A 16,205-nucleotide genomic window follows, 5' to 3' on the forward strand; every position below is an offset into this window, starting at 1 on the left:
CGCCGCCGGATGCATTTCTGCATGTGTGCAGAACGGTCTGTCTCATTCTCGGACAGGAACTCCGACCGCGTGATACTGACTCACCCGGGTTATGTGAGCCGGAATCCCTCCTCGCCGAAAGCGGAACTGGGCCTCCGGCCCACTGACGGATCCAGCCGCCGCACGACCGCAGGCCGGGGTAGCCCTACTACCATTTGTATCTCCGGCATGCAGCACACAACATGGCATGTATCTTCCGTGATATCACTGCAAGGCACTGTGCGGTCGTCGCCGTCGCACACCATGAAGTACAAGTCGAGAAACATCGTCGGCATCGCCCACGCCACGGGCATCCGCTCGCTGACCGGGACGCCCGAGAAGGATATGAGGACCATGTCTGAAACCACCGTCGAAGCCACCGAGTTGGCTTCGCAGTACAGCGCTCGCGTGGCCAGCGATCTCGAGCACAACGTCAAGGAGCAGGAACGCCTCAGCAAAGAGATCGAGGCGCTCCAAGCGCAGTTGTCCGCTCTGCGGCACGACCAGACGGTTTTGGTGAACATCCAGCAGGCAATCGGTACCACGACGGTCCCGGCCTCGGAAATTGTCGCGACCGTACCTGCATCTCGAAAGAAGCCGTCCACCCCGTCCGGCAAGGGCAGGAAGCCCGCCGCGGAAAGCCGCAAGCAGGCCACCAAGAAGAGCACTGCGAAGAGCCCGTCTTCCCGAGCGGGCGTGCCCAAGCTCGTCGACCTGGTGCGTGAACACCTTGTAGGCCTGAGCGAGCCGCGTTCCGCGGCAGAAGTCACCACGTCGTTGGTGAAGCAGCATCCCGAGCGCAACATCAAGGCGACTGTGGTGCGCACTACCCTTGAGGGTCTCGTAGCCAAGAACCAGGCCGAACGGACCAAGCAGGGAAGGGCCGTCTTCTACACGGCCACCGAAGCGGCGCATCGGACCACACCGGTGGAGCAGACGGATCAGTCTGCATGACTGTCGGGCGGCGGTCGCGCGAATCATGTCCTGACTCGCGCGACCACCCGATCCTGCCCCGCCGTAATGACATCAACTGCCGAAGAACCGGCGAACGAAACGGTGCGCCACCCTTCTGTCGCTTCCCCCCTCGGGAGCTGGGCGCCTTCTTGCCGTGGCAGCCTGTCGCCGGATCCTGGATGCGACCAACTTCGGGCGACGCCGTTCGGTGCGTCGCGGGAGCAGTAACCGCACGGGAGGCAGGCGGGGCGGCCGGCTGAAGCGGGCCGGCGCCTGCGGGCGTCACTGGCCGACGAGCCGTTCCGGCGCGGCGCCGACCCCACGTGCGTCGCAGAGCTGGTTCCTCTCAGCCGACTGACCTGTTCGACCGCACCGATCGTCCCGCACTTGTAACCGGCGGCAGCCGAGATATCGGCGCAGGGCCCGCGACGCACCCGGTCTCACCGATGTCGTCGTCGACTCGGTCGGCGCCGGAGGGGGCGACCGTCCTTTCAACGACATCGGCCCCGCGCATGGGACCGCGTCATCGGGTGTCCACCTGCGCGGCATCTACCTCGTGGCGCGTGCGTACTGCACAGCGACGAAGGACAAAACTCGGGGCGCAGCAACGCCATCTGCTCGCTCACTCGCCATGAGTGCGGCGTCGTCGGCCTCACGCGCGCTCTGGCACTCGACGCCGCATCGCACTGCGTGCCCCGTGGACGCCATCGTTCCGGCGCCCGTCGCCACCCTGCTCCTGCCCGGGCGCAGCGACGGCCGGCTTGCCGACAAGCGGGCCTCGTTCCTCCGGAAGAGTCAGTGAAGTCGAGGAGATCGCCCCCACGGCGCTACTCCTCACCTCGGCCGCGGACGCCCTCTCCGTCGAGCAGACGCTTTGCCCCACTGCGCGGGGCCCGCTGGAGACGTGCTTCACGTGTCTTCGCTGCGCTGCCTACCGCGATCGACAGGACAACACCGAACGTTCTCTCTTAAGGTGGCATCGTGATGGCTCGGAGAAACCGCCTGGACGGCGGTGTGCTGGCTCTGTCTGACAGCACGGCACCTGCGACCGCCGAACTGCGACGCGCGTCGGAGGAGCGGGCGACAGTGGATGAGGGACTGATCCGGCCGCTGCCGGAACTGCTGAAGGAACACGCGAAGAGGTCACCTTCGCGGGTCGCCTTCGCCGACGACGCGCGGGCCGTCACGTACAAGGATCTTGAGCAGCGCACAGCGCGCCTGGCCGCGTCACTGGCTCGCATGGGACTACGACGCGGGGACCGGATTGCGATCTGTCTGGGCAACTGCGTGGAGCTGGCGGAAATCCTGCTGGCCGCCGTCAGGGCAGGAGCGGTCGGTGTGCCGCTCAATCCCCGGTCCTCGGACGCCGAGCTCGCCCACTTCCTCAAGGACAGTGGCGCGTCCGTCCTCGTGACCGACCCCTCCCAACTGGCCAGGCGGCACCGCTTCGCCCCCGAAGCCGGCAGTCCGCGCATACTGCTCACGGGCGCCGGTCCCGTTCCCCAGGACGCCCCCGAGGGGACGGCCCTGTTCCGGAGTGCCGCCACCGACGCCCGCGACGCACCCCGGGACGATCTGGGACTCGACGAGCCGGCCTGGATGCTTTATACGTCCGGCACCACGCACCGCCCCAAGGCCGTGGTGTCCACGCAGCGCGCCGCGCTGTGGTCGACGGCCGCGTGCTACGCCCCCCTCTTCGGCCTCTCGTCCCAGGACCGGATTCTGTGGCCGCTGCCGCTGTCCCACAGCTTCGGGCATTCCTTCGCCGTCCTGGGCGTCACCGCCACCGGTGCAAGCGCGAGACTCATGGCCGAACACCTCCCGCCCGATGGGCTGTTACGTGAACTCAGCAAACCTCACACGGCCCTGGACGGCCCCTACACCCTCCTCGCCGGAGTACCCGCCACCTACCACCAACTCGTGGCATCGGCGCACACACCTCTGACGTCCAGCCTGCGCGCCTGCATCGTGGCCGGGGCACCGAGCGCCCCCTCCCTGAGCACGTCCGTGGAGACGCTGCTGGGAGCACCGCTCCTCAACGCCTACGGCAGCACCGAGACCTGCGGAATGATCGCGGTGATGCGTCTGGATGAACCGCGGCCCGACGGCTCGTGCGGACCGCCCGTTCCCGGAATGGACGTACGCATCGTGGACCCCGGTCTCGGCACCGACGTCGCGGACGGCGACGAAGGCGAGATATGGGTACGCGGTCCGAGCCTGATGAGCGGCTACCACAAGCACACCGAGGAGACCGAGGCCGCGCTCTACGACGGCTGGTACCGCACCGGAGACCTGGGCCGGCGCATCGAGCACGGTCATCTCGTCGTCACCGGCCGGGTCAGCGAGTTGATCATTCGCGGAGGCGAGAACATCCACCCCGCGGAAATCGAGCAGGTGCTTCTGCGCTGTCCCGGTGTCCGGGACGCGGTAGTGGTGGGCCTGCCGCACGAGATCCTCGGTGAAGTACCCGTCGCCCATGTGGTACCGGGACCGGAAGGATTCAACCCCAGCGATGTCCTGGATGCCTGCCGCGCGCACCTGGCCGAGTTCAAAGTGCCCGCCGAGATCCGTGAAATCGCGGCTGTCCCCCGCACGGGATCCGGAAAGATCGCCCGCCATGCGGTCGTCACCACCACGGCCCGGACCACGACAAGTGCCCGTCGGGCCCCTTCCGGCCCCGCGGGCACCGGTGCCGCTCTGCGCCGGCACCTGCTGTCTCTTCCCCCGCACGCGCGCGAGCGCACACTGCGTGAAGCGGTGCTCGCCGAGACAGCCGCCGTCTGCGGTGACAAAACACACGAGGCCCTCGACAGCGACACCACCTTCGCCGATCTCGGGCTCACGTCCGTGGGAGCCGTAACGCTGACCGACCGCCTGGGCGAGGCGACCGGACTGCGGCTCGCGTCGACGCTGGTCTTCGATCACCCCACACCGGCCGCACTGACCCGGCAGATCCACAACACCCTCTTCCCCTCGCACACCGACGCCGGACAACGCCCCGCTGCCGACCCCGATACGTCCGACCCCGTGGTCATCGTCGCCATGGCCTGCCGCTATCCCGGTGAGGTGAACTCTCCCGACGACCTGTGGGAACTGGTGTCGGCGGGCCGCGACGCGATCACCGCATTCCCCACGGACCGCGGCTGGGACCTGGCCGCCCTCTACGACCCGGACCCGGACCGCACAGGCACCTCGTACACCCGCCACGGCGGCTTTCTGCACCAGGCCGCGGAGTTCGACCCAGGACTGTTCGGCATATCCCCCCGAGAAGCACTGGCCATGGACCCGCAGCAACGGCTGCTGCTGGAGACGTCGTGGGAACTGTGGGAACGGGCCGGCATCGCACCGAGCGCCTTGCGCGACAGCGACACGGGCGTCTTCGTGGGCGTGATGCACGGCGACTATGCCTCCCGCCCCATCGACCCGCACGACGTGGAAGCCCACCTGGCCCTCGGTGCGACCGGAAGCGTGGCCTCCGGCCGCGTCTCCTACGTCTATGGCCTGCGCGGACCCGCCATCACGCTCGACACCGCCTGCTCGTCCTCGCTGGTGGCGCTGCACTGGGCGGCCAAGGCGCTTCGCTCCGGCGAGTGCTCCCTCGCCGTGGCCGGCGGAGTCACCGTAATGGCGACTCCCAGGGCGTTCACGGCTTTCAGCCGACAACGCACGCTCGCACCCGACGGCCGCTGCAAGTCCTTCTCGTCCGCCGCCGACGGCACCGCCTGGGCCGAGGGCGTCGGTCTGGTCCTGCTGGAGCGTCTGTCCGACGCCCGACGCCGCGGCCATCCCGTGCTGGCCGTACTGCGCGGGTCCGCCGTCAACTCCGACGGCGCCTCCAACGGCCTCACGGCCCCGAACGGCCAGGCCCAACAACGCCTGATCGAGAGCGCGTTGGCCGACGCGGGCCTCCGACCGGGCGACGTGGACGTGGTCGAGGCGCACGGCACGGGCACGATGCTCGGCGACCCCATCGAGGCAACGGCCCTGCTGGCCACGTACGGGCAGGGCCGGCCTGCGGACGGGCCGCCCTTGTGGCTCGGTTCCGTCAAGTCCAACCTCGGGCACACGCAGGCAGCTGCCGGGGTCGCCGGGGTCATCAAGATGGTGCAGGCCATGCGTCATGAGGAATTGCCCCGGACGCTTCACGCGCAGAACCCCACGCCAAAGGTCGACTGGTCCACGGGCCACGTAGAACTGCTGGCCGAGCCCCGCCCCTGGCCCGCGAAGGGCCCCACACCGCGCCGGGCCGGTGTCTCGGCCTTCGGTATCGGCGGGACGAACGCCCACGTGATCCTGGAGGAGGCCCCAGTCCCGCCCGCTGACGGTCCTGGCATCGCGGTGACAGCGCCCTGGATTCTCTCCGGCGCCGACGAACAGGCCCTGCGGTCCCAAGCCCGGCGTCTGGCGGACCACTTGGCGGCCCGTCCTGATCTCTCGGCGTCCGACGTCAGCTTCTCACTGGCGGCATCGAGGTCGGCGCTCACCCACCGTGCGATGGTCGCCGCAGCGGACCGCTCCCGCATGACGGCCGCGCTGCATGAGCTGGCCGAGGGCCGCGAGGTCCCGGACTCGGTACGAGCTGTCGCCGACACGAGCCTGCGCACGTCGTTCCTGTTCACCGGCCAGGGCGCCCAACGTCCCCGCATGGGCGCGCGGCTGCGTACGGTGTTTCCGGTCTTCGCTGCCGCCTTCGACGAGGTCTGTGAGGAGCTGGACGGTCACCTCGCTCTGCCGCTGACCGCGGTGCTCTCCGCCGAGGCGGGCTCGCCCGAGGGTGCCCTGCTCAACCGCACAGACTTCACCCAGGCCGGCCTGTTCGCCTTCGAGGTCGCCGCGTTCCGTCTGCTGGCGTCGTGGGGGGTGTCCGCCGACTTCTTGGTGGGCCACTCCGTGGGGGAGCTGGCCGCCGCCCATGTCGCCGGTGTTCTGGATCTCTCGGACGCGGCTCGACTCGTCGCCGCGCGAGGCAGGTTGATGCAGGCCCTTCCGGACAACGGGGCAATGGTGGCTCTGCACGCCCCGGAGGCGGAGGTGCTCAAGGCACTGGCGGACGCCGACGGGCCGGTGGCGATCGCCTCCGTCAATGGCCCGCGCACGGTAGTGATCTCCGGACTGCGGGACGTGGTGCTGGCGATCGAGGCGGAGTTCAGGCAACGCGGCCGCAGAACCGCCCGCCTGCGCGTCAGCCATGCCTTCCACTCCCCCTTGGTGGAACCGATGCTCGACGACTTCCGCCGAGTTACGCAAGGGCTGACGTTCCACCCTGCGCGCATACCGGTGATCTCCACCCTGACGGGCCGTCCGACCGAGGCAGATGAGCTGTGCTCGCCGGAGTACTGGGTCAGGCACGCACGCCAACCGGTCCGCTTCGCCGACGCTGTGCTCTCCCTCGCGGACAAGGGCGTCTCGGCGTGCCTGGAGATCGGCCCCGGAACCGGCCTCACCGCCGCCGCCGAGGACTGTCTGAGGGGTGACGGCATCTTCGTCGCCTCGTTCCCCGCCGACGAGCCCGAGCCCGAGGCCCTCCTCTCGGCAGTGGCGCGGCTCCATGTGCACGGAGCGCGTGTCGACTGGCCCGCGGTGTTCGCTCACACCGGTGCACGGCGGGTGGACCTGCCGACGTATGCCTTCCACCGGCAGCGGTACTGGCTGCAGGCCTTGCCCACGCCACGTCCCGCTGCGACCGCCGCCGGTCATCCGCTGCTGGAGCCGGGGTTCGCCGTCCCGGACACCGACCGGACGGTGTTCGCCGGTCGGCTCTCCGCTGCGGCTCAGCCGTGGCTCGCCGATCACACGGTCTCCGGGTCGGCCGTCATTCCTTCAACGGTGTTCGTGGAGCTGGCCGTGCAGGCGGGCCGCGAGATGGGGTGCGGTGCACTGGACGAGCTCCTCGTCCTCACTCCGCTGCCCCTCCCGCCGACGGGTGAACTGCGCCTCCAGGTCGTCGTGAGCGCAGCGGACGACGCGGGCCGGCGCCCCGTTGACATCCACGCACGGAGTGACGAACCGGACAGCGCGGACGGCTCCTGGACCAGGCATGCCACCGGCTTCCTCGGACTGGCCTCTCCTCCCGTGGCGCCCCAGGAATCGGTGTGGCCTCCGGAGGGTGCCACCGGGGTCGACCTGGCCGACGCCTACGACACCCTCGCGGACACAGGCCTGGCCTACGGTCCCGCCTTTCGGTGCGTACGGGCGATGTGGCGGCGGGCCGACGAGCTGTTCGTCGAGGCCCGCCTGCCGGAAGCGGAAAAGGCCGCAGCCGGCGGCTACGGGATCCATCCGGCCCTGCTGGACGCGGCCCTGCACGCTCCCCTGCTCACCGGGACGGCACCCGATGCAGCCATCCGCGTTCCCTTCTCATGGAACGGCTTCCAGCCCGGCACGACAGGTCCCACGGAGGTCCGGGTACGGATCTCACTCGGTGCGGCCACGGACACGGTCACAGCAACTCTCGAAACCCCCGACGGCACTCCGGTGGCCCACATCGACTCCATGACGACCCGCGAACTGCCCACCCTCAGTCGCGACTCGGCCAGGCAAGCCTTGTTGCGCCCCGAGTGGACAGTCATAGCAGGGGAGCACTCCGCCGACACCTCACGCTGGGCCCTCCTGGACAACACCTCGGACGGCGGGCTGGACCTGTCACGGGTGATCCCTGAGCTGGCGCTCTCCCCTGTGCCCGATCCGCACACCGTCCTCGTCACGGCGGCCGGACCCACGGGGGACGCCGACCCGCTCACCACCCTGCACCGGCTGACCGACACAGTGCACCGCGCTCTCCAGAGCTGGCAGCACGATCCGCGGACGGCGGGCTCCCAGTTGGTGGTCGTCACACGCAACGCCACCTCCATGACAGCTGCACCCGACACAGCGGGAGCCGCGGTGTGGGGACTGGTGCGCGCGGCCCAGTCGGAGCTGCCCGGGCAGATCGTGCTCGTCGACGTGGACGAGCGACCGGCATCACTACGGCAACTACCCGCGGCCGTTGCCTCGGGAGAACCCCAACTCTCCATCCGCGAAGGACGTTTGACGGTACCGCGCCTGACACCGTCCGCCACGGAAGGCACACCCGTGGCACTCCGCCCTGAGGGCACGCTGTTGATCACCGGCGGCACCGGCGCCCTCGGTGCAGAACTCGCCAGACACCTCGTGAGGTCACATGGCGTGCGCCGCCTGGTGCTGGCCGGACGCCGCGGCCCCGAAGCACCGGGCGCCGCCCAACTGCTCGCCGAGTTACTGGAGTTGGGCGCCGAGGTCCGCATCATCGCCTGTGACGTCACCGACCGGGCCGCGCTGGCCGATCTGATCAGCGCGTGTGGACCGGAGCTGACCGGCGTGGTGCATGCCGCCGGGGTCCTGGACGACGGAGTTCTGGCATCCCTGACACCGCAACGCATGGCGGCGGTGCTGCGTCCGAAGGCAGACGCGGCGTGGTATCTGCACGAACTGACCAAGGATCTGGACCTGTCGGCCTTCATCTTGTTCTCCTCCGTGTCCGGCCTGCTGGGCCGTGCGGGACAGGGGAACTACGCCGCGGCGAATTCCTTCCTCGACGCCCTGGCCCACCACCGCACCCGGCTGGGATTGCCTGCCCTCTCCCTCGCGTGGGGGCCTTGGAGCACAGAAAGCGGGATGACCGGCACACACCGGCTGACGCCGGACGCACTGCGGCCGCTCACCGTGGATCAGGGGCTCGCCCTGTTCGACGCGGCACTTCGCACGAGCGAGCCCGTGGTGGTTCCCGCCCTCCTGGACCGGGCCGCCCTCCGTTCCGCCCGGACACATCTGCCACCGCTCCTGCGGGGTCTGGTGCGCCCTGCCACATCTCCACCCGGAGCCGGCCACCCGAACTCGGGCGAACGAGAACAGCCAGGCAGCTGGCACAGGCTGCTGGCCGAAGCGTCACCCGCACAGCGCCTGAACACTCTGGTGGAGTTGCTCAACACCGATGTGGCGCAAGTACTCGGCTACCCGGACGCCACCTCGCTCCCACAGGGCAGGTCCTACATCGAGCTGGGTTTCGACTCTCTGACGGCGGTACAGCTCCGTAATCGGCTGAGCGTGGCGCTAGGGCTCAGGCTCCCCGCCACCGTGGTCTTCGAGCATCCGACACCGCAGGAGCTGGCCCGTCACGTACTCGGTCTGCTGGAGGACGACCTGCCCACGACCACATCACGCGCCGGGCAGCCGGCAGGACGGCGGCCCGCGCAGACCCTGTCCTCCCTTTACCGGCAAGTCTGCGAGGCAGGCCGGGTGATCGACGCGATGCACATGCTCGTCACGGCGTCCTGGGCCGTCCCGACCTACCAGGCGGCCGACAGCCGACGACATGCACTGCCGCCGGTGCGGCGTGCGACCGGACCCGGCGAACGCCCGGTGCTCGTCTTCTTCCCGGGCATCCAGCCTGCCCTCGCCGCCCCCGGCGGCGAATTCGCCCGCTTCCATGCCTGTTTCGAGGGCGAGTGGGACGTCTTCGAGTTTCCGCACCCCGGAATCAGCGCGGGCCACGAACTGCCGGCCGATGTGGAGACGCTTGCCCTCACGCACGCCGAGTCGGTGCTGCGGCACCTGGGCGAACGACGCTGCGTGATCGTCGGCGCCAGCACCGGCGGCGCGGTGGCACAGGCCGTCACCCAGCGCCTTGAGGCCATGGGCGCGGCTCCCGCCGGGCTGGTGCTGCTGGACACATACCTCATCGACGACGGCAACAGTGACAAGGAGTGGCTGCTGTCGCTGCCGGCAGTCATCGCACCGCACCTGGGCGGCCACGAGTTCACGGGCGACGAGGACGCCGGCGTCGCGGCATTGGGGGCGTATACCCGCATGTTCCTCAACTGGAAGCCGCAGCCGGTCGGCGCACCCACCCTGCTGGTGCGCGCCACCGCACCGACCATCGACATGGCTGGGCGCGTTCAAGGCGACGAATGGCGAACCTCCTGGCCCCTCCCCCACGCCCAAGTCGACGTCCCCGGCGACCACTTCTCGCTGTGGCAGCAGCACTCTCAGACCACGGCCGCCGCAGTCAGCGCGTGGATCAAGTCCCTTGTACGTGACGGGGGCGACGAGTGACCGTACTTCATCCAGCCGGGCGTACCCGCCGTGATTCGCACGGTGACGCCGTCAGACTGCTCCGGTCTCCTCCTCCGCCACCAGGCCCATCTCCGCGTCCCGCGCGACCTCGACCTCGCGGCGCAGCAGCCGGAACCACATGAAGAGCACGAAGCCGGCGAAGACGAACCACTCGCCGGTGTAGCCGAGGTTCTGGAACGCCTTCAGGTCGAGGCCGGAGCCGGTGGGGGCCCTGGGCGGCACGGCCGTCATCCCGCTGTCGGCCTTGTCGAGCGTGACCCACGCGTCGTATACGTCGTAGGGCACGAGGTTGACCAGCGACGCGGCGCTGATCGCCCCGGTCTGCCCGGCCGGCAGACCACCCTGGGCGCTCACCCCGTCGTCGCCGGGCGTCTCGGACCCCTGCAGCGCGCCGGTGACGGTGACCTCACCGGTGGGTGCGACGGGCGCCTTCGCGACATCGGCGGAACCCGGCAGCCAGCCCCGTACCACGGGCAGCGCCTTGCCGCCGTCGGTGCGCAGCAGCGTCAGGACGTAGAAACCCTGCTTGTCGTCCAGGTCGCGGTCGGGAACCAGCAGCTGCTTGCCGTACCGCCCGGTCGCGGTAGCCTGTCGGCCGGACGTGGCCTTGTTCACGGGCAACAGCGCACGCAGCGGGCCGGCCGGCTCGTGCCGATCATTGCTGACCTGTTCGCTTGCCTCGCGGTGGTCCTGCATCCTGTCCTCGAACCGGCTCAGCTGCCACGACCCGAGAAAAACGCACAAGGGTACGGCGAGCAGCACGAAGATGTTGATCGCCCACCAACGGGATGTCAGCAGAAACCGGTACACGCCTTCAACGGTACGGCGCGACAAGACGGGGACCCGCGGCGGGGTCAGTGCCAACCGGTCGAGAGGTCAGGCGGTCGGCGTCCACCGCTGCGCGGCCGCACCGTTGCAGTCGTAGATCTGCAGTTGAGTCCCGTCGACCGTGGAGCTGCCCGGGTCGTCGAGGCAACGCCCCGACTGCGGGTTGACCAGAGACGAGTTGGGGCCCGTCACCCAACGCTGCGCGCCAGAGCCGTTGCACTCCCACAGCTGCACCTTGGTCCTGTTCTCGGTCCCGCTGTTGCTGACGTCGAGGCAGCCGCCCAGCGCGCGAAGGGCGCCACCCGCGTCCGGTGTGTACGTCCACCGCTGCGCACCTGTGCCGTTGCACCCGTACAACTGCACATGTGTGCCGTTGGCGGTGCCGGAGCCCTGCACGTCGAGACACTTGCCCGCGATCCCTGAACGGAACGCGACGGTGCGGAGTTGGCCTGCGGAGTTGAGGGCGGATTCCACGAGTGACGCCGCTGCCCGCATCCCTGCTTCATTGGGGTGGTACGTGGCACGTCCCGCGGCCGGACGGTACGTCTCGACCCACGGGTTCGCGGCGCACGCGTCATGTCCGTGACTGGCGGCGGCCAGATCGATCAGGGTCGCCCCTGTGGCGGCGGCCGCGCTGGCGGTGGCGTCTGCCAGGCGCGAGGCGATGCTGCGTTCGAAAGCCGCCTGGTCACCGGTGAGAGGGACGCCGGCACACACTCCGGCGTCCGGCAGGAGTGTGAAGTAGTTGACCAGGTAGACATGGGCCTGGGGCGCCCTGCCATGCACCGCGTTGACGATGTTCTGGATACGACCCGCCAGCGACGGAAACGTCTGGTTGATCGCGTTCTGGTCCACGCTGCCGCAGTTGGTGCCGCCACTGGTCTGACAGGAGTAAGTATTGATGCTGCCGAGGTAGTTGACGTCGTTGCCGCCGATCGTGACCGTGACCACGCGGGTCGCCGAGGTCACCGCCTGCACCTGCGGCGGCTGTCCGGCCTGGCTGGTGGTCAATACGTTGGCGGTGGTCGCGCCGCTGCACGAGACATCCGTCAGGTTCGCTCCGGTCTCCCGGGCCACGAGGCTGGCGTAGTTGTTCGCCGATCGGGCGCACGCTGCGGCGCCAGTGCTCGTCTGCACCGGCGGAATGCCCGGACCCGCCGCGAAGGAACTGCCCATCGCCACCAGGTCGAGTCCCGAGGCGGCAACGACAGCGCTGCGGGGCTCGAACGGGGCCTGTGCCCAGGCAGCCGAAGCCGGCACTGCGGCGGCCAACGCCACCGCGGCGGCGCACGCCCCGCGTGCCCATGCCCGGAGGTGGACGCCGTTCTTCATGTGCGGACCCGGCATTCGGTTCCTCCCAGAAGTGGGACAGGCATGAGCGAGACGGAGCCCGACTGGGCAACGTTGTCATAAGGACCCTAACGGGTGTCATGTACTGGGCCAAGAGTGCGAACGCGTCCACGAACCGTCTGGGTCGCGGTGCCAATTGCCGTATGCCTAGGACCACGGCTGCCCGGACTCCACCCAGGACCGCCGTGCCGCCGGTCAAGTGGCGAAGGTGTGCGGCGCGCCGAACGAAGCCAGGACCCACATACCGGCTCCGGCATGGTCGGTACTGCTGCCGTCCTCAACAATCCGGATCATTGTCGGGCCGCCGCTGGTGACTTCACCCGCGGTCGGCGCATTGAAGTGGCCCGCCGCGGCCATCAGGCCCTGCGCGTCGAGTCCGTCCCGAATCGATGACTTGAGCTTCGCCTTGACCAGGTGGATGCCGACGGGCGTGCTCAGGCGCGTGTCCTGGGAGCGGTCGTACGTCTCGCGTGGTCGGGCACTCGTGCTGGGCCATCCTCGGCGCGGCGGTATGCCGTAGGTCGTGCACCGGCCAGACCATGCCCAGCAGGGCGTCGGCCCGCGCGAAGGACCGCGCCGTGATCAGGTCCGCGCACCTCCCAACGCAGCAGGGCGCGCGGATCAAGCGGTGGTCGATCCTGCTCATTCCGTCGCTCGCCCGCGCCCCGTGCCCCGTCCGTTCGCGCCCCTCTGCTGCACCGTCAGCGTGAGCACGCGAAGCTCGATGCGCTGTCGGGATCACCTGTGCGATACCTGGGCCAGGCCGGATAAGCGCACAGTGGACGTGTGCGGTGGTGGTTCGCGTCGGTCACAGTCGGATGCATGGGTGCCTGCCCTTCCTCCACCCATCGTTCGAGCGCGGAGAGGGAGTCCCAGCCGGCGGCGAACGCCGGCGTGCCGAAGTTCGCGTGGTTCGCCCCGGGCACCAGGTAGTACCGCATGAACGAGTGGGTCGCATCCGGACCCGACAGGTCGCGCACGCGCCGGTAGTAGTCACTCGTGGAGCGGGAGGAGACCAGCTCGTCCGCGGCACCGTGGAGCAGGATCAGCTTGCCGCCGGCACGTGCGAACGGGCGGAGATCCGCGTTGTTGCGATCCTCGATCGTGGACAGATGACTGATGCGGTCGAGCCACTTCCCGGGGTGTCTGGGGTCGACATCGAGGGAGTTGTGGTGCGGGTCCCGGGTCAGGAAGTACTTGACCCACTGCTCCCAGTACTGCATCCCGTAGCCGCTGGTCACGGGCATGGGATCGGTCGGCGCCGTATCGCCGAAGCCGAGGAACGGCGTCCTCATGTCCGCCCCTGACAGGAACGGGAAACCCGGGTATGCCCTCTCGCCACTGTCGATTCGGTACGGCCATGTGAACGGGGACGACATGGCGATCACGGAGGTGATCTGAGGGTCCGACAGACATGTAGGGCCGGTGTCGGCACCAGCAGGGCAGCGAAGCACCCGCGGGTCGAAGTGACAGCCGCTCGGGTGCGAGATGACGCCGTCCTCGACACCGTCCACACCGTCGCACGCGTTGATGACGCTGTCGTAGAGGAGCGTCTGTTTCTCGGGTCCGGGAAAGGCGCCGGGGCGTGACAGGACCTGTGCGAGGTACCCCAGGTCCAGCAGTTCGCTGAGGTTGTTCCAGGCTGGATAGGCGGAGATCACACCGTCGAACGCCCTGGGCCACCGCTGGGCGACGACGAGAGCTTCGCGGCCGCCCGTCGAGCCGCCCGCGAAGTAGATCTCGGCGGGATGGGCACCGTAGGCCTGCCGGATGAGGAACAGACTCGCGTCGCGCGTCTTTTTGAGTGCGTCACCGGCGGCGAAGTTGCTCAAGGCCTCGTCGTTCACTCCGAACGACCCGTCCAAGCTCGGAACCGCTGCCGGGCTTTGCTGATGACCGGAATCGCCGGCGAAGGTCGCATAGCGGCGAGCCAAAGGCGCCGGCTGATCCTTGGGGCCGAACGGCACATTCTGCGTCAGGTCGGGAATGGTGCCGTTGTAGCCTCCGCCACCGAACATCATCGCCTTGCGATTCCAGTCGTAGGGCAGGTCGATGCGCATCTTGATCTCGGGTGCCGACGGATCGACGGGATGGAGGTCGACGCCGACTTGGCAGTACTCGACCGTCACGCCACTGACCAGGCTGGTCATGACCGCTGTGGAAGTGACGCGGCCGCCGGTCGTCGGCAGGCTCATGGCCCATGCCGGGATCGTCATCTGTTCCAGCGCGGAACATCGCGGCACCGTCGTCGCGTGGGTGGCCTCGGCCGGGGTCGTCGCCGTGGCGGGCCCGGCCCCGAGTACCTGAATGGCACCCGCCGACATCATCATGGCGGCAAGCGCGGCGAGCCGACGCGTCCGCAGCCCGTTTGCCGTTGGTCTCCTCACACTGGCCTCTTCTCACAAATCTCGTAGGCATGGAGTGCAGTTGGTCTCGCGGCGCTCTGGCCGCCGTACCCGGCACCGGCCTTCCCCCCGCAGCTCCTGTCACCGTCCGGCTCCTGGAATCCGTCAGCCGTAGAGATGGGCACCCGGAACAGCGTCCGGGTCGTCACGGACCTCGGCGGGGTTCGTCTCCGGCAGGAACCACGCGCTGGCGAAGGTGATCAGCCCCATGAGCATGATGTAGCCGGCGACGGGCAGGGTGCTCCCGGCCTTGGCGATGAGCGCCGTCATGAGGAACGGCGTGCCACCGCTGACGATGATGGCGGAGAGCTGGTACGACAACGAGGCGCCCGAGTACCGCACGCTCGGCGCGAACAGTTCGCCGACGAAGCTAGCGATCGGACCGTAGGTCAGGCACTGGAACACGAAGCCCACGACCACGGCGATGAAGATCAGCGGCAGCGACGCGGTGTCGACCAGCCAGAAGTACGGGAAGGCCCATACCGCAACGCCCAGTCCACCGACCAGGATCAGCGGCCGACGGCCCACCTTGTCGGACATGTACCCGGACCAGGGCAGGGTCGCGAGCATCGCCACAGAACTGAGCAGCACGACGGCGAGCAGGGGGTTGCGCTCGAGCCCGAGCGAGTGGGTCCCATAGCTCAACAGTCCGGAGATGCTCACATAGAAGAGGCTGTTGGTCGCCGACAGGAGACCGCAGCCGAGGAGGACGGTCCCCCACCTGCTGCGGACGACCTGGGCCAGGGGTGCCCGAACCGCCCCCCTCTCCGGCTGCGACGCCTCCCGTTGCAGTGCACGGAATTCCGGTGTGTCCTCGACCTTGGCCTGGATGTAGAGGACCACCACGAACATCACGACGCTCACCAGGAAGGGGATGCGCCAGCCCCAGCTGAGGAAGGCGTCGTCGGGCATCAGCGCGCCGGCGGCCACGAAGATGAGATTGGAGATGATCACGGCGACAGGGACGCTGGTCTGACCGAAGGTCCCCGCGAAACCGCGGCGTTTGGGGCTGGCGGACTCGGTGAGGAGGAGCACGATGCCGCCCCATTGACCGCCTGCAGCGAGTCCCTGCATGAAACGCAGCAGGACCAGCAGGGTCGGGGCCAGCGCGCCGACGGTCTCCGCGCTGGGCAGGCAGCCGATCATAAAGGTCGCGGCCCCCATGAGGGCCAGGCAGCCGACGACGACCGGCTTGCGTCCGTGTTTGTCACCGAGGTGCCCGGCGAGCACGCCGCCGATCGGGCGCGCGACGAAACCCGCCCAGAACGTACTGAAGGCGAGCAGGGTCCCGGTCAGGGCCGAGGAGTGCGGAAAGAAGACACGCGGGAACACCAGCGCCGCCGCGGTGCCGTAGAGGAAGAAGTCGTACCACTCGATCGAGCTGGCGACGAGTCCTGCGGCCAGGAGCTTGCGCGAGACCTGGTGCCGAGCGGTGGACGCGCCGGCACCGAGCCGGCCGGACTGTCCTTCGGGTTGGACGAGCGGGGTTGCCATACATGCCGCCTTCGTCGAGAGCACAGCAGAGGTGATGGCGGTGACACTAGGGCGCCGCTACCCTTT

General features: G+C 68.9%; 6 protein-coding genes. 2 read left to right on the top strand and 4 right to left on the bottom strand.

The window, feature by feature from the left end; translation table 11 throughout:
* The first annotated feature begins 282 nt into the window (after positions 1-282).
* A complete protein-coding gene (locus tag M2163_RS03600; protein ID WP_280893080.1) occupies positions 283-972 on the top strand; it encodes a hypothetical protein in 690 nt (229 codons plus the stop codon).
* 984 nt (positions 973-1,956) lie between these two features.
* The gene (locus M2163_RS03605) at positions 1,957-10,041 is read left to right on the top strand and encodes a type I polyketide synthase (protein ID WP_280893081.1); all 8,085 of its coding nucleotides are present in this window, start codon (positions 1,957-1,959) and stop codon (positions 10,039-10,041) included.
* Between the two features lie 51 nt (positions 10,042-10,092).
* On the opposite strand, the gene M2163_RS03610 is transcribed toward M2163_RS03605, so the two are convergent.
* The 4 genes from M2163_RS03610 to M2163_RS03625 form a co-directional block, all read right to left on the bottom strand.
* Positions 10,093-10,872 (bottom strand): SURF1 family protein, encoded by a 780-nt coding sequence (locus M2163_RS03610; protein ID WP_280854524.1) that lies wholly within the window; start codon positions 10,870-10,872, stop codon positions 10,093-10,095.
* Between the two features lie 66 nt (positions 10,873-10,938).
* A complete protein-coding gene (locus M2163_RS03615; RefSeq protein WP_280893082.1) occupies positions 10,939-12,168 on the bottom strand; it encodes a ricin-type beta-trefoil lectin domain protein in 1,230 nt (409 codons plus the stop codon).
* Positions 12,169-12,941: 773 nt separating this feature from the next.
* Complete coding sequence (locus tag M2163_RS03620; protein WP_280893083.1) at positions 12,942-14,627, bottom strand: tannase/feruloyl esterase family alpha/beta hydrolase; 1,686 nt, start codon at positions 14,625-14,627, stop codon at positions 12,942-12,944.
* Positions 14,628-14,750: 123 nt separating this feature from the next.
* A complete protein-coding gene (locus M2163_RS03625; protein ID WP_280893084.1) occupies positions 14,751-16,139 on the bottom strand; it encodes an MFS transporter in 1,389 nt (462 codons plus the stop codon).
* Between the last annotated feature and the right edge of the window lie 66 nt (positions 16,140-16,205).

Source organism: Streptomyces sp. SAI-135 (assembly GCF_029893805.1).
Lineage (GTDB): Bacteria > Actinomycetota > Actinomycetes > Streptomycetales > Streptomycetaceae > Streptomyces.